General features: G+C 67.5%; 16 protein-coding genes. 12 read left to right on the top strand and 4 right to left on the bottom strand.

Going from position 1 to position 22,931, the window contains the following annotated elements; translation table 11 throughout:
- Positions 1-65 precede the first annotated feature (65 nt).
- Positions 66-620 carry a hypothetical protein gene (locus ACEN8G_RS11700; protein WP_413418291.1) on the top strand — a complete coding sequence of 185 codons (555 nt, stop codon included), beginning with the start codon at positions 66-68 and terminating at the stop codon, positions 618-620.
- A gap of 4 nt (positions 621-624) precedes the next feature.
- On the opposite strand, the gene ACEN8G_RS11695 is transcribed toward ACEN8G_RS11700, so the two are convergent.
- Positions 625-1,389: a LytR/AlgR family response regulator transcription factor gene (locus ACEN8G_RS11695; RefSeq protein ID WP_413740571.1), complete on the bottom strand. Its 765-nt coding sequence runs from the start codon at positions 1,387-1,389 to the stop codon at positions 625-627.
- Positions 1,386-2,492, bottom strand: coding sequence for a sensor histidine kinase (locus ACEN8G_RS11690; protein ID WP_413418295.1), 1,107 nt, complete (start codon positions 2,490-2,492; stop codon positions 1,386-1,388). Before ACEN8G_RS11690 ends, ACEN8G_RS11695 begins: the two co-directional genes overlap by 4 nt.
- Positions 2,493-2,704: 212 nt before the next feature.
- On the opposite strand from ACEN8G_RS11690, the gene ACEN8G_RS11685 reads away from it, so the two are divergent.
- From ACEN8G_RS11685 to ACEN8G_RS11645, 9 genes are all read left to right on the top strand, one after another.
- Positions 2,705-4,963 (top strand): esterase/lipase family protein, encoded by a 2,259-nt coding sequence (locus ACEN8G_RS11685; RefSeq protein WP_413418297.1) that lies wholly within the window; start codon positions 2,705-2,707, stop codon positions 4,961-4,963.
- A 261-nt stretch (positions 4,964-5,224) separates the two neighbouring features.
- Positions 5,225-8,266, top strand: coding sequence for a YdbH domain-containing protein (locus tag ACEN8G_RS11680; protein WP_413740793.1), 3,042 nt, complete (start codon positions 5,225-5,227; stop codon positions 8,264-8,266).
- 25 nt (positions 8,267-8,291) lie between these two features.
- On the top strand, positions 8,292-8,486 hold the full coding sequence (locus ACEN8G_RS11675; protein ID WP_413416123.1) for a YnbE family lipoprotein: 195 nt from the start codon (positions 8,292-8,294) through the stop codon (positions 8,484-8,486).
- Positions 8,486-8,863: a YdbL family protein gene (locus tag ACEN8G_RS11670; protein WP_413416124.1), complete on the top strand. Its 378-nt coding sequence runs from the start codon at positions 8,486-8,488 to the stop codon at positions 8,861-8,863. Before ACEN8G_RS11675 ends, ACEN8G_RS11670 begins: the two co-directional genes overlap by 1 nt.
- Positions 8,864-9,029: 166 nt before the next feature.
- A complete protein-coding gene (gene dgcN, locus ACEN8G_RS11665; protein ID WP_413416125.1) occupies positions 9,030-10,067 on the top strand; it encodes an N-acetyltransferase DgcN in 1,038 nt (345 codons plus the stop codon).
- Positions 10,025-11,014, top strand: a complete 990-nt coding sequence (gene dgcA, locus ACEN8G_RS11660; protein WP_413416126.1) for an N-acetyl-D-Glu racemase DgcA — start codon at positions 10,025-10,027, stop codon at positions 11,012-11,014. Before dgcN ends, dgcA begins: the two co-directional genes overlap by 43 nt.
- Positions 11,015-11,047: 33 nt before the next feature.
- A complete protein-coding gene (locus ACEN8G_RS11655) occupies positions 11,048-12,688 on the top strand; it encodes an N-acyl-D-amino-acid deacylase family protein (RefSeq protein ID WP_413416127.1) in 1,641 nt (546 codons plus the stop codon).
- A gap of 103 nt (positions 12,689-12,791) precedes the next feature.
- Complete coding sequence (locus ACEN8G_RS11650; RefSeq protein ID WP_413416128.1) at positions 12,792-15,629, top strand: TonB-dependent receptor plug domain-containing protein; 2,838 nt, start codon at positions 12,792-12,794, stop codon at positions 15,627-15,629.
- A gap of 59 nt (positions 15,630-15,688) precedes the next feature.
- Entirely contained in the window at positions 15,689-17,266 is a 1,578-nt protein-coding gene (locus ACEN8G_RS11645; protein WP_413416129.1) for an N-acyl-D-amino-acid deacylase family protein, read from the top strand.
- An 8-nt stretch (positions 17,267-17,274) separates the two neighbouring features.
- On the opposite strand, the gene ACEN8G_RS11640 is transcribed toward ACEN8G_RS11645, so the two are convergent.
- A complete protein-coding gene (locus ACEN8G_RS11640; protein WP_413416130.1) occupies positions 17,275-17,712 on the bottom strand; it encodes an Lrp/AsnC family transcriptional regulator in 438 nt (145 codons plus the stop codon).
- The gene (locus ACEN8G_RS11635; protein ID WP_413416131.1) at positions 17,709-18,701 is read right to left on the bottom strand and encodes a cyanophycinase; all 993 of its coding nucleotides are present in this window, start codon (positions 18,699-18,701) and stop codon (positions 17,709-17,711) included. Before ACEN8G_RS11635 ends, ACEN8G_RS11640 begins: the two co-directional genes overlap by 4 nt.
- Positions 18,702-18,813: 112 nt before the next feature.
- Between ACEN8G_RS11635 and ACEN8G_RS11630 the strand changes: the two genes are divergently transcribed.
- Positions 18,814-21,621 (top strand): TonB-dependent receptor plug domain-containing protein, encoded by a 2,808-nt coding sequence (locus ACEN8G_RS11630; protein ID WP_413416132.1) that lies wholly within the window; start codon positions 18,814-18,816, stop codon positions 21,619-21,621.
- A complete protein-coding gene (locus ACEN8G_RS11625) occupies positions 21,621-22,931 on the top strand; it encodes a M20/M25/M40 family metallo-hydrolase (protein ID WP_413416133.1) in 1,311 nt (436 codons plus the stop codon). The genes ACEN8G_RS11630 and ACEN8G_RS11625 overlap by 1 nt, the downstream gene beginning before the upstream one ends.

Below are 22,931 nucleotides of genomic sequence, written 5' to 3'. Positions count from 1 at the left end.
CGCATTCCCGCTGCATGCCGGGCAAGGGCGCGCCACGCAGCTGCGCCCCTGTAGGAGATACCCCGATGCTCAGAGTTGCTGGCTTTGCCCTGGCCGTGGCAGCCGCCTGGTCCGGCGCCCCTGGTCCCACGCCCGGCCTCGCCGAAATTGCCGGCCAATGGTCGCAGTCCAGCCAGGGCAAGGAGCTTGTCCTCATTCCCCGCATCAAGCTCCAGCCCAATGTCGGGGTCGGCCCCGGCACCAGCCTGGGCGGCACGACGGGCTATGGCTCGATGACCCGCACCGCGATCGTCACCGAGCCCGTGCCGATGGATTTGGCGCGTTCGATGACGCTTGCGATCGGGCAGGACGGGCGCTTCGACTGGACGATCACGCGCCGCCATGCCGAGGACGGGCGATGCACGCGCACCACGACCCAGACCAAGCGCGGCATCGCACGCGTCGAAGGCGGCCAGTTGGTCTTCGCCATCGCCGGCGGGACCGAGAGCTGGCGCTCGTCATGCGGCAAGCAGGGCAGCGGCGCCATCGTTGCCGCCAGCGAGCGCTATGCGATGACTCTGCAGGGCGGGGCGCTGCACCTCGCCGGCGGGCCAATCCGCTGGACCTTCGCGCGGCGCTAGCGGCTCAGTCGGGCTCGCGCGCCAGCCCCCGGCGCGCGAGCACCGCCTTCACATAGCTGGGGCCCACCTGCACCACCGCGCCGTCACGCATCTCGAGCGCAATCAGGCCCTTGCCGAGCCGCTGGACTCCCGTCACCAGCCCGAGCCGGATGAAGGCGGACCGGTGCACCCGCGTCAGCCCCTCGGGATCGAGCAGCTGTTCGAGCGCAGTCATCGAGATGCGATGGATGTAACTGCGCGTGGCGGTGTGCAGCATCACATAGTCCTTCGCCGCCTCGATCCATTCGATATGCTCGATCGGCAGGCGGATGCGTCCGCGCGAGACCTGTACCCAGATCGCTTCCTCGCGCGCCGGGGCATCGGGCTGCGGCATCGCCGCCAGCCTGTCGGCGGCATCGCGCATCGCCCTGCGCCGCCTTGCGCGCTCCACGGCCTGGCGCAGCCGGTCGAAGCGCACCGGCTTGAGCAGGTAATCCGCCGCCTCCACTTCGAACGCGTCGGGCGCATATTGCTCGAACGCCGTGACGAACACGATCTCCGGCCGCTCCTCGCCGGCGAGGTCCGCCGCGACGCGCAGGCCGCTCTTCTGCGGCATCGAGATGTCGAGCATCACCAGGTCCGGGCCGAGCGCGGCGATCTGCGCCTCGGCCTCGCGGCCCGTGGCGGCGGTACCGACGATATCGACATCGTCGATGTCCGCGAACAGGGTCGAGAGCCGGCGCAGCGCCAGCGGTTCGTCGTCGACGAGCAGCACGCGCAGCCGGTTCATGCGGCTTGCTCCGGCAGCTGGGCAGGGCGGCGGTTCAGCGGCATGCGCAGGATCGAGACGAAGCCGCGCTCTCGCCTCGCCGTCTCGAGCGTGCCTTCGCTTCCGTAGAGCGTCTGCAATCGTTGGCGCACATTGGGTATCCCTACTCCCGTTCCCGGCTTGGCGGGGCTCTCCCCACCCGTGCCGTCATCCTCGACGAAGATGACGAGCGACGCCCCGTGGCTGGCGGCCTCCACCTTCACCACCACCGGTTCGGCGGAGGGCGCCACGGCATATTTGATCGCATTCTCGACCAGCGGCTGGAGCACGAAGCTCGGCACCAGCGCGTCGTTCAGCTCGAGCGGGCAGACGAAGACGACTTCGAGTCGCTCCTCGAACCGCGCGCTCTCGATCTCTAGATAATGCTGGAGCGTGGCCAGCTCGTCCTCCAGCGCGATCAGCGCGTCGGGGTCGGCGGATAGGGTGGCGCGGAGGAATTCGGAAAGCTTGCCGAGCATCGCGTCAGCCGGGCCATATTCGCGCGTTACGATCAGCGAAGAGATGGCGTTCAGCGTGTTGAACAGGAAATGCGGGTTCAACTGATAGCGTAGCGCCGCAAGCCGCGCGGCGCTCGCCGCAGCCTCGGCCTGGGTCGCCTTCTCGCGCGCCAGCGCCAGCTCGCGCTCCCGGTCGCGGGCGAGATTGTTGGCATCGAGCAGCGAGAAGGCCGTCCCCAGCAGCGCGAATTCCCAGACCAGCGCGGCAAAGGCGTTGGTCGCGCGATAGGCGAAGGGCGCCGGCCGCGCCGCCTTGGGAAAATAGGCGTCCAGAACCTCCGAGATCAGCGCCTCCGATATCGAGAGCAGCGCGGCGGCTGCCACCACTGCGGCACCCACCACCACGAACCGCATCAGCCGGCTGCGCTGCCGGGCGGCGCGCACCGCGAAATAGACCCCGAGCGACAGCGTCGAGCCGACGATGCACAGGTGCAGCAGCGAGATGACGAGGTTCAGCCCCACCCCGCCCCGGAAGAGGTGGAAAGGGATCGTCAGGAAGATCGACGTCAGGATCCAGGTCGCCGCGATCAGGATGGCGGCCTGACGAAAATCGGGTCTCGAGTTCATACCGCCTCATACTGCGTTCCGAAGCGCTTCGCGTCCACCTTGGGCGCAGGAATGGACGGCTTGGTCGATGAGGCGGCCCCTCTGCCGACCGGTTTCGTCGCGCGGCGGGCCTGCTTGGCAGAGCCCCGCTTCGGAAGCCGCGCGGCTTGCAGGAAAGGGCAGGCTGAACGCCGGTGCCTGCACCCGGCCCCATCGAACCCATGAGGACCCGAATGACCGTCTTGCGGACCCTGCCGACGCTCGCGATCGGATTGATGCTGTCGAGCGCCACCCTGCCGGTCGCCGCCGGGATGCCGTCAGCCGCTGCCGGAAAGTGCACGGGCGGCTGGGCGGGATCGGTCCGTTATTCGCGGACCTTTGCCAACTCCAGTTCCAAGACCGTGCAGCGGGTTTCCGGCACGGGGAGCGAGACGTCCAACTGGTCGATGAACTCGACCTACACGGCGCAGGTCTCGGTCCGCGCGACGCCCGATCCGGATATCAGCCTGGCCAGGGCGAACATCAGCATGAGCTCGGTCTCGAAGGAGACCAAGAGCTCGAACGACCGGCGGATATGCCCCCACGAGAAGACTATGCGCGCGATGTCGGGCAGCTTCGTCGACCAGAGCCAGGTCCGGGCGACCGGCAATGGCGAGGAGGCGGAGGTCAGCGTCGGGCTGGATGACGAAGGCACCTACCGGGTCGGCATCTCGCTGCCTTCGGTGGAGGGGATCAGCTCGGGATCCTCCTCGTCCAGCTATAGCGGCCAGTGCACCGCGCGCGAGGGCAGGAACCTCAGCGTGCCGGATACGCCCACCACGGTCGACGGCGTGCGCTTCTCGAGCAGCGGCACCGACCGCGTCTCGCCCTCCGCGCCCGACCAGCTGTCCGGCAGCCATTCGGTCTCGCTGCTGGGCGTGACCGAGACGATGAGCTGGAACCTGCGGCGCTGCGGTGGCGCGCTGCGCCTGGTCGATCTCAAGTTCGAGGACATGAAGTTCCCCACCTGGAACGCCTGGAAGGAGATCACCGAGCAGGTCGGCACGATCGACGGCAACCTTGTCCGGGTCACCGCGACCGTCGCCAATGACGGCGCGGAAGAGAAGGCGGCGACGGTCAAGTTCAAGGACACCTACAAGGGCGACAAATGGGACGGCGCCAAGCCCGATGGGCTGCTTGAGGAAAGCTCGGTCATGGTGCCCGCCGGCGAGGAGCGCGAGGTGACCTTCACCTGGGATAGCTCCGGCTATGCCTGGTTCGATGACGGGCGCCCCCGGCTGATGCAGCGCATCAAGGCGGAGCTGGAGGACAAGGGCAAGAAGATCGACGAGCAGACGCGCAACCTGAAAGTCGCGCCCAAGCCGATGATGCTGGTGCACGGCCTGTGGTCGACCTGGGAAACCTGGGAAAGCTGGCAGAATGTGCTGACTTCCACCCATTCCTATGACTGGAAGGCGTTCCCGGTGGGACAGAAGCCCGAGCATGGCCGGATGAACACCGGCTTCGAGGTGGGGTATACGGGGCCGACCTACTCGATCGACCAGAATGCCGAGCAGCTCAAAAACTACATCGACTATGCCCAGAAGGAGCGCAACGCGTGGCATGTCGATATCGTCGCGCACTCGATGGGCGGGCTGATCAGCCGGCGCTACATCCACGCGTCGATGCCGATCTATGAGGACGAGAAGCCGCAGGTTTCGAATCTGGTGATGCTCGGCACGCCTAATATGGGCAGCCGCTGCGCGAATATCCTCAGCGTGCCGCTGGAAACCGCCGGCCGATCGATGGAGGCGCTGCGCGAATTGCGGCCGAGCACGATGGAGCGGTTCAACGCGATCTATGTCGCGCGCAAGGGCGTGAAATTCTCCGTCCTTGCCGGAAACCCGCTGCCGACCTTCTGCTACATGTTCGAAGCGAATGACGGTGTCGTCACCGTGTCCTCGGCAACCTGGAAGATCGCGGACAATGAGCAGAAGAGCATCCTGCACACCAACATGACTACCCCGTCGGAGACCTTCTCCGCGTTCGTGAAATCGCGGGTCGCCCTTGGCCCGAAGAAGCAGGCACCGGCCGGCACGCTCGCCGCGCTGATGCCGCAGTCGAGGGGAATGCCGTCGGGGCTCGACCTCGCCTTTGCCTGCCTCGAGCTGCTCGGGATACATAGGCCGGCTGATCCGGATCAGGCTGTTCCCGATTTCTCGAAGATCGTGAAGCTCGATCCGGGGCAGGCGGTGGAGATCGCGATCCCCGTCAAGGAGGCGCGGAATTTCGGGCTGACCTTTGCCGCCGCGAACACCGTGTCGGCGACGCTGATCGACGACAAGGGCGCGGTTGCCGGCGCCAACCTGGCCGGCAAGCCCGAGGCCAGCCAGATCTTCCGCTCGATTTTCGTCAACCGTCCGGTTGCCCAGGGGAACTGGAAGCTGAGGCTGCAGAATGACGGCGCGGCCGAGCGGGAGGTCATCCTCTCGACCTGGTCCAATGCCAGCTGAGCAGCGCCCGCCTTGCAGGGACGTTCGGACGATCATCGCATTTCGCGGGCGGCCCGGCGCTGCTCGCCTTCAATTCGGAACTTTGATACGGCGAAATAGCTCTGGGTAATTGCGGCCCCGCAACGATATGGGCGCAGGCGAGTTGGAGCGGGTGTGAACCGTAGCGAAGAAGACCGGAGCGCTGGGGAGGACGCAGTGGCGGTGCCGCGCGCGCTTCGGCGCTTGCGGCGGCCCGCGCTTGGCCTGCTTGTCCTCGTCGCTATGATCGCGACGGCGGCGTGGCTCCAGCGACGTACCATCGCGCGGAGCTTCGTCGATCGGGAGCTGGCCCGGCTCGGCGTTCCCGCCCGCTACGAGATCGAGCAATTGTCGCCCTGGCAGCAGCGGCTGACCAATGTGTCGATCGGCGATCCGCGCAACCCGGACCTGACCGCGGACTGGATCGAGCTGCGCACCTCGCTCTCTCCCTGGCGCGCCGAAGTGCTGGTGGTGAAGACCGGAACGGTCCGGATGCGCGGGCGGATCGTCGACGGCGCGCTGTCGCTGGGCACGATCGACCGGCTGATGCCGGCACCCTCCGGCAAGCCGTTCGCGCTGCCGCGCCTGATCGTCGATGTCCGAGACGCGCAGCTCCGGCTCGACAGCGATGCTGGCCAGGTCGAACTCGGCCTGAGTGGCAAGGGCATGCTGAGCGACGGGTTCGCCGGTGTGCTGCGCGCTCGGTCCGCACGCCTGCAGGCTTCCGGCTGTGTTCTCGAAGGGCTCGCCTCGCAGATTCGTGTGCGGATCCGCAGCGGCGCCCCAGCCATGGAAGGCCCCGCCCAGGCCGCGCAACTCGCCTGTGGCGATACGCGCGTTGCGCAACCGCGCATTGACCTGCGGGCATCGCTGGACGCGTCGCTCGCGCGCTGGAACGGGCAGGCAGGTGTTGGCGCGGCGACCGTGGAAGCGGCGCCGGGACGGCTGTACGGGCTGAGCGGCAGCATCGATTTCGCCGGCGACGGGCGCCGCACGCAGGGGAACCTCTCGCTGCGCTCGGGCGAGATCGCCGCCACCGAGGCAAAGGCGACCGCGGCGACGATATCCGGTCGCTACACCCTGGGTGACGAGGTCGCGTTTCAAGGCAAGGCCGCAGTGGAGGGCGGGGCCTTGCCGCCGGCTTCGCTCGGCCGGATCGCCGGCTATGCGAACAGCGGTGCGGGTACGCCCGTCGCGCCGCTGGCCCGGCAACTGGCGCATGCCCTGCGCGAGGCGGGGCGCAGCTTCGATGGTTCCACCGACATCGACCTGGCCATGCGGAACGGCCGGACCGATCTGCACCTGACCAACCTGGATCTCGCGGCGCTCTCGGGTGCGCGGCTGCGCTTCGGGCAGGGGGCGGGGGTCGCGCTTGGTTTGCCGGGTGGCGGCATATCGCTGGAAGGCCAGCTCTCGCTGGGCGGTGGTGGGCTGCCGGACGCGATGCTGCGGCTGTCGCGCCGCGCCGGCAGCCCGGAGCTGCGCGGCACCGGCTTCGTCCGACCCTATGCGGCGGGCGGTGCCCGGCTTGAGCTGGCGCGGCTTGATTTCAGCATGCGCGGCACCGCCGGCTCGGTCCGCACCGTCGCGACGCTGTCGGGGCCGGTCAGCGGCGGGCGGGTGGAGGGGCTGTCGATGCCGCTCCAGGCGCGCTGGTATGCCCGCGCCGTCGAGGTGAACCCCGGCTGCACCCCGGTCAGCTTCGCGCGCATCGCCCTGTCCAGCCTCGTCGTGAACGGCGATCGCCTCGAGCTATGCCCGGTAGGACCCGCGATGCTGCGCTGGAACGCCGGGGCGCTTTCCGGCGGCATCCGTACGTCGAAGCCCGCGCTGGAGGGCAGGATCGGCGACAGCCCGCTGCATTTCTCAGCGGACATGGCGCAGCTTGAGCTCGCCGCGAGCCAGTTCGCCCTCACCAATGCCGCGATACGGCTGGGCACCGATACACCGACCCGTCTCGACATCGGCGCGCTGACCGGCAGCTACCGCTCCAATCTGGGCGGCAACTTCGAGGGGCTTGGCGGCCGGATCGGCGCGGTGCCGCTGCTCCTGTCGGAGGGCAAGGGCGCATGGAGCTTCGAACATGGCGACCTGTCTTTGAAGGGCGGCTTCACCCTCGCCGATACCGAGACGCCGGCCCGCTTTGAGCCGTTGGCGAGCCGAGACGCGACCCTGTCCCTCCACGACGGCAAGATCACCGCGCGAGCCGGTCTCGTCGCGCCCAAGCAGCAACTGCCGGTGGGTACGGTGGACGTCTCCCATGATCTGGAGAGCGGCACCGGGCAGGCGCTGCTCGACATCCCGGGCATCGCCTTCCACACCGACGGGCTCCAGCCCAGCGACCTCACCCGGCTCACCTATGGCGTGATCGCCGATGTCGACGGGCTCGTCGCCGGCTCGGGCCGCTTCGCCTGGAACAGCGCGGGCGTCACCAGCACCGGCCGCTTCACCGCGACCGATATCGACCTCGCCGCCGCGTTCGGCCCGGTGCAGGGGCTCACCACCCGGCTCGACTTCACCGACCTGCTGGGCCTGCGCACCGCGCCCGGCCAGACGGCGAGCGTCCGCGTGGTCAATCCCGGCGTTCCGGTCCGCGACGGCCTGGTCCGCTACGAACTGCTCGACGCCACCCGGGTGCGCGTCGAGGCGGGGCGCTGGCCCTTTGCCGGCGGCGAGCTGGTCCTCGACCCCACCGTCCTCGACTTCGGCGAGAAGGGCGAGCGCCGGCTGACCTTCCATGTGAAGGGCGTCGATGCCGCGCTGTTCCTCAAGGAGATGGCGTTTGACAATCTCGACGCCACCGGCGTGTTCGACGGCACGCTGCCGATGATCTTCGACGCCAATGGCGGGCGGATCGAGGGCGGCGAGCTCCACGCCCGGGCCGGCGGGCACATCGCCTATGTCGGCGAGGTCACCCGCAACGATGTCGGCCTGTGGGGAAACATGGCGTTCCAGGCGCTGAAGTCCCTGAACTACAGGAACCTCGCCATCCGGATGAACGGCCCGCTGGCCGGCGAGATGATCACCGACATCAGCTTCTCCGGCATCAGCCAGGGCAAGGGCACCCGATCCAACTTCCTGATCCGCCGGCTGGCGAAGCTGCCCTTCGTGTTCAACGTGCGGATCAGCGCGCCCTTCCGCCAGCTGCTCGACTCCGCCCAGTCCTGGTACGATCCCAGCCGGCTGATCGAGCGCAACCTGCCTGCATTGATCGAGGAGCAGAATCGTGCAGAGGAAGCAGCCAAACAGACCGTTCAGCCGCGCGAAAGCGCTCCTGTTCCATGAAAGGTACGCTATGCAGCTTGGAAGCATGACACAGGCAATGCCGCGCTGGCTTGGGCGCCTCGGGGTGATGCCCGCGGTGCTCGCCGGCGGCTGCATCAACGTGACCGCGCCCGACAAGCCGATCGTCATCAACCTCAATATTTCGATCACCCAGGAAGTGGTCTATCGTCTCGACAACAAGGCGAAGGCTCTCATCCAGGAAAATCCGGGAATTTTCTGATGCGCAACTTGCTCTCCACCTCCGGCCTGGCGGCGCTTCTCTCGGTCGCCCTGATCGTCCCCGCTTCGGCCCAGCGCGATCCCGCCTATCAGGCGGCGCGCCAGGCAGGGCTCGTCGGCGAGCAGCCCGACGGCTATCTCGGCATCGTCGGCACGGCGACGCCCGATCTCCAGGCGATCGTCAACAACATCAACATCCAGCGGAAGCGCCAGTACACCCAGCAGGCCGCGTCGGGCTCCACCGTGGAGCAGATGGCCTTCGTCACCGGCTGCAACCTGATCTCGCGCACCGTGGCGGGGGAGAAGTATCGCGCGCCCGACGGCCGCTGGCTCACTCGCGGCAGCGATGCGCCGGTGCGGGATCCGCGCTGCCTCTGAGGATCAAGGGAAGGGCGGCGGGATGCTGCCCTTCCGCTTTCCTGCGCTGATCGGGCAGCTGCAGGCTTCTCCATAACCATAGGCTATGCTGCAGCGCAGCCTTCGACGCTATCAAGCCCGGCATATTTGGCAATCATGTGACTCGCAGCGGCAGGCGGAGTTTCCAATGATTGCCAGTCCCTATCTCCTCTATCTCGGCCATTCGAACGACGAGGTCGGCATCAAGACCTCGCGCGGGCTGGCCGTGTTCCGCCCGGACGAATGCGTCGGCGAGTTCCGCCATGACGATTGCCCGCTGACCCTCGGCCTGCCGCGCATGGGCTTTGCCGAGGCGGTTGCTGCCGGCGCGAAGACCCTGGTCCTCGGCATCGCCAATGCCGGGGGGCGGATGGGTGCCGACCTGGTCGCCGATGCGATCGCCGGGATCGAGGCGGGGCTCGACGTCGCCTCGGGCCTGCACCACCGGCTGCGCGAGGAGCCGGTGATCGTCGCGGCGGCGGCGAAGCATGGCCGCAAGCTCCACGACGTCCGCGATCCCAAGGCCGGCATTCCGGTCGGCAACGGCAAGCGCCGGGCAGGCAAACGGCTGCTCACCGTCGGCACCGATTGCTCGGTCGGCAAGATGTACGCGACGCTCTGCCTGGAGCAGGGCATGCGCGCCCGCGGCATGACCGCCGATTTCCGCGCTACCGGCCAGACTGGCATCCTGATCGCCGGCAGCGGCGTCCCGCTCGACGCAGTGATTGCCGACTTCATCTCGGGCGCGATCGAAGAAATCTCCCCGGCGCGCGACGATGATGGCTGGGACCTGATCGAGGGCCAGGGCTCGCTGTTCCACCCGAGCTTCGCCGGCGTCTCGACCGGCCTGCTGCACGGCGCCCAGCCGGCGGCTTTGGTGCTCTGCCACGATCCGATGCGCGCCCATATGCGCGGCCTGCCGCACTATCCGGTGCCGGGGCTCGGGGAGACGCTGGAGGCCAATCTAGCCGTCGCGCGGCTGACCAGCCCGGACGTGCAGGCGGTCGGCATCGCGCTCAACACGTCCAAGCTCGCGCGAGCGGAAGCGGAACGGCTTTGCGCCGAGACCGCCGACGCGCTCGGGCTGCCCTGCACCGACCCGTTCGCCATGGGCGTGGACCCCATCATCGACAGGATCGACCAATGCTTCGAACCCTCGCCGCGCGTAGCGACGCTTTCAAACTAAGCACCCCGTTCCGCATCTCGCGGGGGGTGAAGACTGTCGCCGAGGTGGTGACCGTCTCGATCTCGGCCGGGGGGGTGACCGGCCAGGGCGAAGGCGTGCCCTATCCGCGCTACGGGGAGTCGATCGAAGGTGCGCTGGCCGAGATCGAGGCGGCCCGCACGGCGATCGAAGGCGGAGCCTCCCGCGAGGAACTGCTCGCGCTGCTGCCGGCGGGGGCAGCCCTGAACGCAGTCGATTGCGCGCTTTGGGACCTGGAGGCGAAGCTGGCCGGGCGGAGCGTTACGGAACTACTCGGCCTTCCACCACTGGAGGCGACGCCGACGGCGATGACTGTCAGCCTCGACACGCCCGACGCGATGGCTGTGGCTGCGGGCAAGCTCGCGGACGTGCCGCTCATCAAGATCAAGGTCGATCGCAGCGATCCCGAGGCGCAGATTCGTCGGGTGCGCGAAATGGCGCCGAAGCCGCGGGTGATCGTCGATCCGAACGAGAGCTGGACGATCGCCGAGATCGAGCGGCTCCAGCCGATGCTCGCCGAGCTGCGCATCGACCTGCTCGAGCAGCCGCTGCCTGCGGGTGAGGACCAGGCACTCGAAGGCTTCAAGCCGTTGATCCCGATCGCTGCCGACGAATCCGCCCACATCGCCGGCGATGTCGCGGCGCTGGCGAGCAAATACCAGGTGATCAACATCAAGCTCGACAAGACCGGCGGCCTCACCGGCGCGCTGGCGCTCGCCGATGCGGCGGCCGCGGCGGGGCTGGGGGTGATGACCGGCAGCATGATCTCGACCTCGCTGTCGATCGCGCCCGCGCTGGTGATCGCCGCGCGCTCGAGCTTCGTTGATCTCGATGGCCCGCTCTGGCTGGCGGAAGACCGGCCGGGCGGCGTGCGCGGGGAGGGCGGCGTGCTGTCGCCGCCGGCGCCGGGCTTCTGGGGAGCGCCATAACCGAAAGTAATAACCAAAAGAGGGAGTCGCGACATGGTTCAGGGTCGGAAGTGGAAGATCGGCGTGGCGGCGGGCGCCGCGCTGGTGGCCGTAGCGGGCGTCGCGCTGGCACGCGGCGCCGACCAGGAACCTCCCGCCGACCTGATCCTGCGCGGCGGCACCGTCTATCCGGGCAACGCCGCCCCCTTCAAAGGCGATGTCGTGGTCCGCGGCGATCGCATCGTCTATGTCGGCCCCAAGGCGCCGGGCACGGCGAAGAAGATCATCGACGCGACCGGCATGATCGTCGCGCCCGGCTTCATCGACACGCATAGCCATGTGAACAACGCGCTGGCCTCGGGCGATCCGGCGGCGCGGCTGGTGCTGCCCTTCCTCACCCAGGGCGTGACCACCGCCTTCATCGGCGTGGACGGTGGCGGCGATCCCGAGGTCGCCCGCACCTTCGGCCGCGACAGCAGCGCCAAGGGCGGCGAGGGCGAGGCCGCGCTGGGCCAGTCGAGCCGCGACTATGGCATCAACTTCGCCACCTATGTCGGCCTGGGGGCCGTCCGGCTGAAGGTGATCGGCCCGGACGACCGGGCACCCACGCCCGAAGAGCTGACCAGGATGCAGGGGCTGGTCTCGACCGCGATGTGCCAGGGCGCGCTCGGTCTATCGACCGGCCTGTTCTACGCGCCGCAGAGCTTCGCCAGGCTGGACGAAGTGGTCGCGCTGGCCAGGGCGGCGGCGGAGAAGGGCGGCATCTATGACAGCCACCTGCGCGACGAATCCTCCTACACGATCGGCCTGAAGGGTGCGGTGGCCGAGGCGATCGAGATCGGCCGCGAGGCCGGCATCCCGGTCCATATCGCGCATATCAAGGCGCTCGGCGTCGATGTGCAGGGGCAGGCGCAGGCGATCATCGCCCAGATCGAGGCGGCGCAGAAGGCCGGGCAGATCGTCCATGCCGATCAATATCCCTGGTCCGCCTCCGGCACCGGGCTCTCTGCGGCGCTGATGCCGCGCTGGGCGCAGGATGGCGGACGTGCGGCGATGCTCAAGCGCTTCGAGGATCCGGCCGCGATGGCGAAGATGCGGCCCGAGATCGCCGACAATCTGCGTCGCCGCGGTGGGCCGGTCTCGCTGCTCATCACCTCCGGCCCGGCCGATGCCGAGGGCAAGACGCTCGAGCAGATCGCCAAGGCCAGCGGTGTCGATCCTATCGATGCGGCGATCGCGATCCTCAAGCGGCGCGAGGCCGGCGTCGCCTCGTTCAACCAGAGCGAGACGGACATTGCCGCCTTCATGCAGCGGTCCTGGGTGGTGACCAGCTCGGACGCCTCGCAGGGGCATCCGCGCTACTATGCCTCCTTCGCCCGCAAATATGCGACCTATGTGAAGGACAAGCAGGTGATCGACCTGCGCGCCTTCATCGATCGCAGCACCGCCGTCACCGCGGCGATGTTCGGGCTGGAAGGCCGCGGGCAGCTCAAGGCCGGCGCCTTTGCCGACGTGATCATGTTCGATCCGGCCCGCTTCGCGCCGCGCGCCGACTACATCCATCCCGCGTTGTTCTCCACCGGCATGCGCACGGTGGTCGTGAACGGCGTGGTTGCGATCGAGAATGGCGAGCCGACCGGTGCTGCCGGCGGCCGTCCGCTACCCCGCCAGCCGAAACCGGGGAGCTGTCGATAGGAGGCCAATAAGGAACCGCAGGACGGGGCCGATGCGGTGCAGCCGGGACAACCGGCGCACGGAAGGCATCATCGCTCCACACCACCGATGAAGGGGAAGAAATATGACAAGGTCACTGAGAGCCGCCTCTCTGCCCGCGCTAGCGGTCGCGCTGCTGTGGAACGCCGCGGCGTTCGCGCAGGACACCCAGACCCCGCCGGCTCCGGCGCCCGAGCCCGAAGCCCAATCGGCCGAGATCACTGTCACCGGCACGCGCATCCAGCGCGATGGCTATCAGGCCCCGACGCCGCTCACCGTGATCAATTCGGAAGACATCGCCGCGACCGCGCCGGCCAATGTCGCCGATTACGTCAATGAGATTCCCTCGCTCGTCGGCAGCGTCACGCCCGCCAATTCCAACCTCAACATCTCGGCGGGCACCGCAGGCGTCAACGCGCTCAACCTGCGCTCGCTTGGCACCGCACGCACGCTGGTGCTGCTCGACGGCCAGCGCTCGGTCGGCTCGACGGTCACCGGCCTGGTCGACGTCAACACGTTTCCGCAGGGCCTGATCAAGAGCGTCGAGATCGTCACCGGCGGCGCCTCTGCGGCCTATGGCTCGGACGCCGTGTCGGGCGTCGTCAACTTCATCCTCGACAAGGAATATTCGGGCCTGAAGGGATCGGTCGAGTACGGCATCTCGACCTATGGCGACGCGCCCAACTACCGCGCGACGCTGACCGCGGGCACCGGCTTCGCCGGTGGGCGCGGCCATATCCTTCTCAACGGCGAGATCGCGGTGAAGGAGGGGCTGCACGGCGTCCCGCGCGACTGGAACAACAAGGGCTGGTACCTGATCAACAACCCGGCCTATGTCGTAACCCAGGGCGTGGGCAATGGTCAGCCCGAGCGCCTGGTGGTGTCCGGTGCGGGCCTCAGCCAGGCGACGCGCGGCGGCATCATCCTCAATACCGCGCTGCGCGGCACCCAGTTCGGCGTGGGCGGCGCGGTCAGCCAGTATAATTTCGGCACCAACCGCGATCCCTGGCAGATCGGCGGCGACTGGCAGGCGACCCAGGTCAACGGTTTCCAGTCGCTCGACCCGGAAGAGAACCGCAAGAGCCTGTTCGGACGGGTGAGCTTCGAGGTCGCCGACTGGCTGAATGTCTTCGGCCAGGCCTCCTATGCCAAGTCGGAGAATCTCGGCTGGCTCGGCGTCCAGCTCAACCAGAACAACGTCACGATCCAGGCGGACAATGCCTATATCCCCGCCTCGGTCCGCGCCCAGCTGGGGGGCATCACGCAGTTCACCCTCGGCACCAGCAATGCCGACCTGCCGATCCGCAAGAACGACACCGAGCGCGAGCTGCAGCGCTATGTCGTCGGCGCCAATGGCAGCTTCCCGCTGTTCGCCGGCACCGCGCGCTGGGACGTCTATTACCAGAAGGGCATCAGCCGCACGCGTGAGATGGCGCGGGACATCACCAACACCGCTCGGCTCGCGCTGGCGCAGGATGCGGTGTTCGCGCCGGCCGGCAATGCGATCGGCGTGCCCGCCGGCACGATCGTCTGCCGCTCGACGCTGACCGCGCCGACCAATGGCTGTGTGCCGCTCAATCGCCTCGGCATCGGCGTCGCGAGCCCCCAGGCGCTCGCCTATGTCCTCGGCAATCCGTATCGTAGGCAAAAGTTCGAAGAGGACGTGGTCGCCGCCAACCTTGCGTTCGATGCGTTCGATCTGCCCGCCGGTGCGGTGTCGGTCTCGGTCGGCGGCGAGCATCGCCGCGAGAAGGTCAGCGGCTCGGTGCCCACCGAGTTCCAGAGCGGCTGGTTCGTCGGCAACTTCCTGCCCAGCTTCGGCAGCTACAGCGTCACCGAAGGCTATGTCGAGTTGGTGGTGCCCGTGATCAAGGGCCTCGACCTCAACGGCGCGGTGCGCGGTACCGACTATTCGACCTCGGGCTATGTCACCACCTGGAAGGCCGGCCTGACCTTCGAGCCGATCCCCGACATCCGCTTCCGCGCCACCCGCTCGCGCGACATCCGCGCGCCCAATCTGGGTGAGCTGTTCACCGCCGGATCGACCCGCATCAACGTGCTGCTCGATTCCTCGCAGAACAATGCCTCGGTCACCTTCGCCGGCACCACCCGTGGCAACCCGCTGCTCCAGCCGGAAAGGGCCGATCAATGGGGCGTCGGCGTGGTCCTCCAGCCGACCTTCCTGCGCGGTTTCGCGATGTCGGTTGATTACTACAACATCAAGATCAACGGCGCGATCGGGTCGGTGGCCGCCCAGACGATCGTCGATCGCTGCAACCAGGGCGTGCAGGCTTTCTGCACGGCGGTGGTTCGCGGGCCCAATGCGTTCGGCAACAATCTCCAGGTGTTCGAAAGCCCCTTCAACTTCGCGGTTCAGAAAGCGCAGGGCGTAGATATCGAAGCCTCGTACCGGACGCGGATCGGCACCGGCAACTTCACCCTGCGCGGCATGGCGACGCGCTACATCAAGAATTATTTCGACAACGGCATCGACGCGCCGACCGACACGGTCGGGATGAACGCCCCGGGCGGCACCCCGAAATGGCTGTACCGTGCCCAGGCCAGCTATGACGTGGACGACTTCAACGTCACGCTGATCGGGCGCGGGGTCAGCGACGGCGTCTATGACACCAGCTTCATCGAGTGCACCAGCGGCTGCCCGACCTCCACCGTCACCAACCGCACGATCAACGACAACCGGATCAAGGGCGCCTTCTACATCGACACTTCGATCACCCAGGGCTTCAAACTGGGTGGCAAGGAGATGCAGCTGTTCTTCGCCGTCTCCAATCTGCTCGACAAGGATCCGCCGGTGGTGGCGCCGGGGCCCGCCGGCAGCGCCTATGCGACGCCGGCGACCAACCAGTCGATCTATGACCTGCTCGGGCGGACCTTCCGCATCGGCGCCCGGTTCAAGATGTAAGGAAGAGGAGCATGATGAAATCTCCAGCCTCCGTGATCGGCACAACAAAATCCTCCCGCTTGCGGGGGAGGATTTTCCTGGCAGTCATCGCACTCCTGGCCACAACCTCCCCCGCACTCGCCCAGCACTATGACGTGCTGATCCGCGGCGGTACGGTCTATGATGGCAGCGGCACGCCCGGCAGGAGCGCCGACGTCGCGATCCAGGGCGACAGGATCGTCGCGTTGGGGACTATCCCCGCCACGGCGACCGCGAAGACCCTGGTCGATGCCCGCGGCAAGATCGTCGCCCCGGGCTTCATCGATCCCCATTCGCACGCGGCGCCGAACATCCAGACGCCCGAGCTCGCACCCGCGCTGCCGATGCTCTATCAGGGCATCACCACGCTGTTCGCCAACCCGGACGGCGGCGGCCCGGCCGACCTCGCCCCGCAGATCCGCGACCTGCGCACCAACACCCCCGGCGTGAACGTCGCGCTGATGATCGGCCACAATGCCGTGCGCGCCGCGGTGATGGGCAATGTCGATCGGCTCGCCACGCCCGAAGAGCAGGTCAGGATGGAAGGGCTGGTCACCGCCGCGATGAAGCTCGGCGCGTTCGGCCTGTCCGACGGGCCCTTCTACATCCCGGCCAAATATTCGAACACCGCCGAGATCGTCGGGCTGGCCAAGGCGGCGAGCGCCTTCCCCCACGCCTTCTACGAGAGCCATATCCGCGACGAGGGCAATTACGACATCGGCGTGGTCGCGGCGGTGGAGGAAGTGATCACCGTCGCGCGCGAGGCCAGGATCCCCGGCGTCGTCACCCATATCAAGGTGCTCGGCCCTCAGGTCTGGGGCAAGTCGGCCGAAGTGATCGCGCATATCGACAAGGCGCGTGCGGCCGGCGTGCAGGTCTGGGCCGATCAATATCCCTATACCGCCTCCGGCTCGAGCCTGATGGCCTCGCTCGTCCCCGGCTGGGCGCAGGAGGGCGGGGCGGATGCGCTGGCCAGGAGGCTGGAGGATCCAGCGACGCGCGCCCGCATCCGCGCCGAGATGGTCCCCAATCTCGCGCGCCGCGCCGGCCCGCACGCGATCCAGATCCGTGCCTACAAGGCCGATCCGTCGCTCGACGGTAAGCGGCTCGACGAAGTCGGCGCGATCATGAAGCTCGATCCGCTCGATGCCGCGATCGAGATGCTCAAACAGGGCGGGGCGCCCACCGTGTCGTTCAACATGAGCGACAAGGACGTCGAGGCGTTCATGCAGCAACGGTGGACGATGACCTCGACCGATGGCGGGCTGCCGCCCTTCGGCAAGACCGCCGAGCATCCGCGTGCCTATGGCGCCTTCCCGCGCAAGCTGCGCAACTATGTGCTCGACAAGCCGGTGATCGGCATGGCTCAGGCGATCCATGCCGCCACCGGGCTGCCCGCCAGGGTGTTCGACGTGGTCGATCGCGGAGCGCTGCGAAAGGGCGCGTTCGCCGACGTCATCGTCTTTGATCCGAAGACGGTGCGCGACACCGCGACCTATGAGAAGCCGCATGCCTATGCCCAGGGCATGGACTATGTCTTCGTCAACGGCCGTGCCGCGCTGGCGAACGGCAAGCCGGTGGCGGAGCGGTTCGGGCGGGTGCTGCTGCGTACGCCCTGACGGGCAGCTCAGCGCTGGAGCTTGGTCGCCAGGATCACGGAGGAGGTGGTGCGCTCCACCCCTTCCATGGCGCCGATCGAGTCGAGCAGGTCGTTCAGCCGGTTGACGTGCGGCGCCTCGAGCATCGCGATCAGGTCGTACTCGCCCGAGATCGCATAGAGCCCGGCGACCTCGGGCATCGTCACCAGCTGGTCCTGGGTTGCCTGGGTGGCCTTGGGGTAGAGCTTGATCATCACATGGGCGCGGATCAGGCTGCGGTCGTAATCCTCGCCCAGCCGCACCGTATAGCCGGTGATCGTGCCCTGGCGCTCGAGCCGCTCGATGCTGCTGTAGATCGTGGTGCGCGAGACACCCAGGGCGGTGGCGAGCTCGGAGACGTTGCGCCGGGCATCCGCGCGCAGCAGCGCGAGGAGCTGGGGGTCGATCTCCTCCGGCCGCAGCGTCATTTCGGTCCCGGCGCCCCGATCAGCTTGCCGCCTGTCACCCGTGCGACGCCTCTGAAGGCGGGGCGGGTGACGTGCAGTGTGTTGAGGTCCAGCACACCCTCCGGGCCGATGCCGGTGATCTTCACGCCGGTCCAGTCGAGCGGCCTGCCGGCACGGATAGGCGCGGGGGCCGCCGGCTGGACGAGCCAGGCATGGCCGCCGGGAGGGGTATGGAGCTTCGCCTTGCCATCGGCTTCGACGCAGAGCGCCGCCCCCTCATCCACGCCGAGGCCGACCGCACGCGGGTCGTGCAGTCGCGCCTTGGCTACGAAGGCGATGAGCCGGCCCAGCCGGTCGCGTTTTGCGAAGTGCGTGTCGGTGACGATGTGCGCCATGCGGGGCATGTGGAGGAAATCGGTGACGAGGGTCACCGCCGGGCCGCCCGGATCGGCGAGCGCGGCAGGGCTGTCGATGCTGCCGCCGTCCATCGCGCCATAGCCGGTGCCGCCCAATATCGCGAGGCCGGCGCTGGTGCCGCCGATCGGCCGGCCGGCGCGGAGATGCGCGTTCAGCGCGCGGGCGACGGGGGTGCCCTTCCAATAGCGGACGTAGTTGGCCTGGTCGCCGCCGGCGAGGAAGATGCCGTCAGCCTTGGCTATGATGGCGAGCACGCGCGGGTCCGTCGATGCGGCGCGGCTGTGGAACACGATCGTCCGGACCGAGGCGACGCCGCCGACCTGGTTGTATATCTCCTCACCGGCTTGGCCTTCGCCCGAGGCGCGCAGCACGACGATATGGCCGTGGCCGGCCCGTTCGGCGAACCAGCGGAAGGCGCTGTAGTCCCAGTCGCCACCGCCCACGAGCATCAGGGCAGGGGCCGTGGGGCCGCTCCGCTTCGCGGCAAGGTCGCCGATCTCGTAATAGCTATAGGCCGGGTCAGGCCGCGCCGAGGCAGCGGGCGGTGCGAAGAGGACAAGCGCGGCCAGTACGAGGCGCAAGAGTGTCTTCAAGGCCATAGTCCTTTGCAATTCGTTCGTTCCCTATGCCCAGAATGCATTTTTATTGTTTCATTCTGATCCCGGTCGATATCAATATGTCACAAACGTATCAGGGGGTCGATATATGCGCCACACGAAGTTCACCGCTCTGGCTCTGGCAGGTGCCAGCCTGATCGCACTGCCGGTCGCGGCGATGGCGCAGACGACCGACCAGAATGTCCCGGCGGCGGGCCAGGAAGCGGGCGAGGGCGAAGGGCAGATCGTCGTGCTCGGCTCGCGCATTCCGCGCATCCAGGCGGAAGGCCCCGCGCCGGTGACCACGATCACCGCCGACGACATCCTGCGCAACGGCTATCAGAGCGTGCCCGACGTGCTGAAGGCGATCACCCAGAATGGCGGCGAGACGCAGAGCCAGCAGAGCTTCTCGGGCGCCGACTTCACCCCCGGCGCGCAGCAGGTCGATTTGCGCGGGCTCGGCCCCAACCACACGCTGGTTCTGGTCAATGGCCGCCGCATCGCCGATTTCCCGCTGCCCTTTGGCGGCAACAGCAACTTCACCGACATCTCGAATATCCCGGTCGGCCTGATCGAGCGGGTCGAGGTGCTGAGCGGCAGCGCTTCGGCGATCTACGGCTCGGATGCGATCTCGGGCGTGGTCAATTTCCAGCTCAAGTCGAAGCCGGACGGCACCCGCATCGATTACCGCGCCGGCTTCACCGAGCATGGCGGCGGCAATTCGCAGCGCCTGTCGCTGACCACGGGCTGGGATACCGGCGGCTTCCACGGCGTGGTCGGCATCGAGCTGCTCGATCAGCGCCCGCTCTGGGCTTATCAGCGCAAGCTCCAGGATTCGAGCCTGGACAGCCCGTCGCCTTCCACCGCGATCGCGCGCCGCAACTTCCTGCGCACCGACGAGGACAATGACTATCTCGATCCGGGCGCCTCGGTCTGCGCCTCGCTGTCGAAGCTCAACGGCGGCACCACCTACTACGCCACCCGGCCGGAGTATGGCTACGACATCGTCAACGACGAATATATCGACGGCCATTATTGCGGCAGCAACGAAGCGATCGGCTATGGCACGACGATCAGCCGGCGCCGCGCGATCAGCGGCTATGGCGCGATCGGCTATGACTTGAGCGACAAGGCGCAGCTCTTCCTCGACGTGCAAGCCAGCTATTCGGACCTCAAGCTGTTCCGCGACGTGCTCGACTGGTTCTACGTCGCGCCGGACGGCAATGAGGAAGGCACCTTCTTCAATCCCAACATGCCGACCAGCCTGACCTATAGTGGCGCGCAGCTCGACAACTGGTACCGCCTGTTCACCCCCGAGGAGATGGGCGGCCTGAACGTCGGCATGACGCGCAACCGCTCGGTCAGCTACAACATCACGCCGGGCATCAAGGGGCAGCTCGGCGCGAAGTGGAACTACGAGTTCAGCGTCAACCACGCCGAATACAGCTCGAAGGTCGGCTTCCCCCAAGTCGTGATCGACAAGTCGAACGCCTTGTTCCTGGGCCAGCAGCAGGGGATCGATCCCGCCAGCGGCTATGCGATCTTCAACGCCGACATCAACCGGCTCTATAAGCCGCTGACCCCGGCCGAATATGCGTCGATCACCGCGATCTCGACCTATCGGCCGAAGACCTGGGTCAACAATGTCTCGGCGACGATCAACACCACCAGCCTGTTCCAGCTTCCCGCCGGGCCGGTCGGCTTCGCCGCGGTCGCCGAAGTCGGCAACCAGGGCTATGAGATCAATCCGGATCCGCTGGCGCTCAGCCAATATTATGTCGGGCTGATCGATTCCGACGGGCATGGCACCCGCCAGCACTGGGGCGTGGGCGGCGAGCTTCGCGTGCCGGCCTTCACCTTCCTGGAGCTGAGCGGCGCGGGCCGCTACGATCACTACAGCTTCGCCGGCAACGGCTTCGGCAAGTTCACCTATAATCTCGGCGCCGAGCTGCGTCCGATGAAGAGTCTGCTGATCCGCGGCGCCTATGGCACCGGCTTCCGGGCGCCCGATCTCCACTATATCTTCAAGGGGCCGGGCAATACGCACACCGGCGGCACCGATTATTATCTCTGCGAGCAGGGCGGCGAGGATATCGGCAATTGCCAGTATGACGATGTCGACTTCATCGCCCGCCACAACGGCAACCGCCGTCTGCGGCCCGAGACCTCGACCTCGCTGAACGGCGGCTTCTTCTTCCAGCCGAGCCGGAACTTCGACTTCTCGGCGGACTATTTCCGCGTGAAGATGAAGAACCAGGTGCTCAACATGAACATCGACACGGTGCTGCGCGACGAAGCGGAGTGCCGCGCGACCAACGGCACGACGCCGACCTGCCTCGACGCCATCGCCCGCGTGCAGCGCTATGCCAGCGGTGAGCTGGCCGGCGAGATCCAGTCGGTCTCGATCAATCCGATCAACATCGCCGAGGAGACCACCGACGGCGTCGACATCGCCGCGCACCTGCGCGTGCCGACTGCCGGGATCGGCCGCTTCTCGCTGGCGGCGAGCTACACCCATGTGTTCAACCACACGGTCCGCCAGTATCCGGGCGATCCGATCGTCGACAAGCTGGCCTTCGACAGCGGCTATTACATCCCGCGCGACAAGGGCACGGCGAGCCTGACCTGGGATCTCGGCAAGTTCTCGACCACGCTGACCGGCCAGCGCCTCAGCCGCCTGCCCAACTATGCCGAGGACGGCTATATCAAGGCGAGCTACCTGTTCAATCTCTCGGCCCAGTACAGCATCACCGAGCGGGTGCGCCTGTCGGGCACGATCAACAATCTGTTCGACCAGAACCCGATCAAGGACCGCACCTACAGCTCCTATCCCTATTACGACATCTCCTGGTTCGACGGGGTGGGCCGCAGCTTCTATGTCCAGCTGACCTACAAGATGGGCGGAGCGAAACTCTGATGCGCATGACGATGGCCGCGCTGGCGACACTGGCCTTCACCGCGGCACCTGCTGCGGCGCAGGGACTGTCGAAGGCGGAGAAGGTGATCGACCGCACGGTCGATGCCGAGTACGAGCGTTCGGTGGCTTTGCTCGCCCGGCTGGTCGACCAGAATAGCGGCACGCTCAACCTCGACGGCGTCACCAGGGTCGGCGAGATGATGCGCGCCGAGCTCGAGCCGCTCGGCTTCGCGATCAGCTGGAAACCGATGGGCGAAGTCCAGCGCGCGGGCCATTTGATCGCAGTTCACAAGGGCAAGCCGGGCGGAAAGCGTATCCTGCTGATCGGCCACCTCGACACCGTGTTCGAGCTGAGCTCGCCCTTCCAGAAGTTCGTCCGCACCGGCGACAAGGCGGAAGGGCCGGGGGCAGGCGACGACAAGGGTGGCATGGTGGTGATCGTCTCGGCCCTGCGAGCGATGCAGGCGGCGGGCACGCTCAGGGACGCCAATATCGAGATCGTGCTGACCGGCGACGAGGAGGATGCCGGCAGCCCGCTCAGCATCTCGCGCGCGGACTTGATCGCCGCGGGCAAGCGCGCCGATGTCGCGCTCGATTTCGAGGGGCTGGTGATCGACGGCGGCAAGGACATGGGTTCGATCGCCCGCCGCTCGGTGACCGACTGGCGGATCACCGCGAGCGGCAAGACCGGCCATAGCTCGCTGATCTTCACTTCCCAGTTCGGCGACGGTGCGATCAACGAGCTGGCGCGCATCCTGGCGGCGTTCCGCAAGGAGCTGCCCGAGCCGAACCTGACCTTCAACGCGGGCGTGATCGCCGGCGGTGCCCGCGCCGAGATCGACGAGAGCGGCAATGCCAAGGCAGGCGGCAAGACCAACATCATCGCCGCCACCGCGGTCGCCACCGGCGACTTCCGTACGCTGAGCGTCGAGCAGACCGAGCGCGTCCGGGCGAAGATGGAGGCGATCGTCGCCGCGCATGCGCCGGGCACCGATGCGAAGATCGAATTCGGCGAAGGCTATCCGGCGATGGCGCCGACCGAGGGCAACAAGGCGCTGCTCGCCGCGCTCAACGGCGTGAACCGCGACCTGGGCCTTGAGGAGATGGCGCCGCTCGATCCGCTCAAGCGCGGGGCGGGCGATGTCTCGTTCGTCGCGCATGACGTGGACAGCCTGGCCGGGCTCGGCACCTACAGCACCGGCGATCACGCGCCAGGCGAGACGGTGGACCTCGCCAGCATCCGCCGCCAGGCCAAGCGCGCGGCGATCCTGATCAGCCGCCTCGGCGCCGGCCGCACCGCGCGGCGCTAG

The organism is Sphingomonas sp. Sphisp66 (assembly GCF_047324325.1).
In the GTDB taxonomy this organism is placed as follows: Bacteria; Pseudomonadota; Alphaproteobacteria; order Sphingomonadales; family Sphingomonadaceae; genus Sphingomonas.
The sequence above is the reverse complement of the archived record's forward strand: the minus strand, read 5'-3'. Positions and strand labels throughout refer to the sequence as shown.

Bases quoted from the DNA above. Each gene is read 5' to 3' on its own strand.
- ACEN8G_RS11700 (WP_413418291.1), top strand. From the start codon at position 66: ATGCTCAGAGTTGCTGGCTTTGCCCTGGCCGTGGCAGCCGCCTGGTCC.
- ACEN8G_RS11695 (WP_413740571.1), bottom strand. From the start codon at position 1,389: ATGAACCGGCTGCGCGTGCTGCTCGTCGACGACGAACCGCTGGCGCTG.
- ACEN8G_RS11690 (WP_413418295.1), bottom strand. From the start codon at position 2,492: ATGAACTCGAGACCCGATTTTCGTCAGGCCGCCATCCTGATCGCGGCG.
- ACEN8G_RS11685 (WP_413418297.1), top strand. From the start codon at position 2,705: ATGACCGTCTTGCGGACCCTGCCGACGCTCGCGATCGGATTGATGCTG.
- ACEN8G_RS11680 (WP_413740793.1), top strand. From the start codon at position 5,225: ATGATCGCGACGGCGGCGTGGCTCCAGCGACGTACCATCGCGCGGAGC.
- ACEN8G_RS11675 (WP_413416123.1), top strand. From the start codon at position 8,292: ATGACACAGGCAATGCCGCGCTGGCTTGGGCGCCTCGGGGTGATGCCC.
- ACEN8G_RS11670 (WP_413416124.1), top strand. From the start codon at position 8,486: ATGCGCAACTTGCTCTCCACCTCCGGCCTGGCGGCGCTTCTCTCGGTC.
- dgcN (WP_413416125.1), top strand. From the start codon at position 9,030: ATGATTGCCAGTCCCTATCTCCTCTATCTCGGCCATTCGAACGACGAG.
- dgcA (WP_413416126.1), top strand. From the start codon at position 10,025: ATGCTTCGAACCCTCGCCGCGCGTAGCGACGCTTTCAAACTAAGCACC.
- ACEN8G_RS11655 (WP_413416127.1), top strand. From the start codon at position 11,048: ATGGTTCAGGGTCGGAAGTGGAAGATCGGCGTGGCGGCGGGCGCCGCG.
- ACEN8G_RS11650 (WP_413416128.1), top strand. From the start codon at position 12,792: ATGACAAGGTCACTGAGAGCCGCCTCTCTGCCCGCGCTAGCGGTCGCG.
- ACEN8G_RS11640 (WP_413416130.1), bottom strand. From the start codon at position 17,712: ATGACGCTGCGGCCGGAGGAGATCGACCCCCAGCTCCTCGCGCTGCTG.
- ACEN8G_RS11630 (WP_413416132.1), top strand. From the start codon at position 18,814: ATGCGCCACACGAAGTTCACCGCTCTGGCTCTGGCAGGTGCCAGCCTG.
- ACEN8G_RS11625 (WP_413416133.1), top strand. From the start codon at position 21,621: ATGCGCATGACGATGGCCGCGCTGGCGACACTGGCCTTCACCGCGGCA.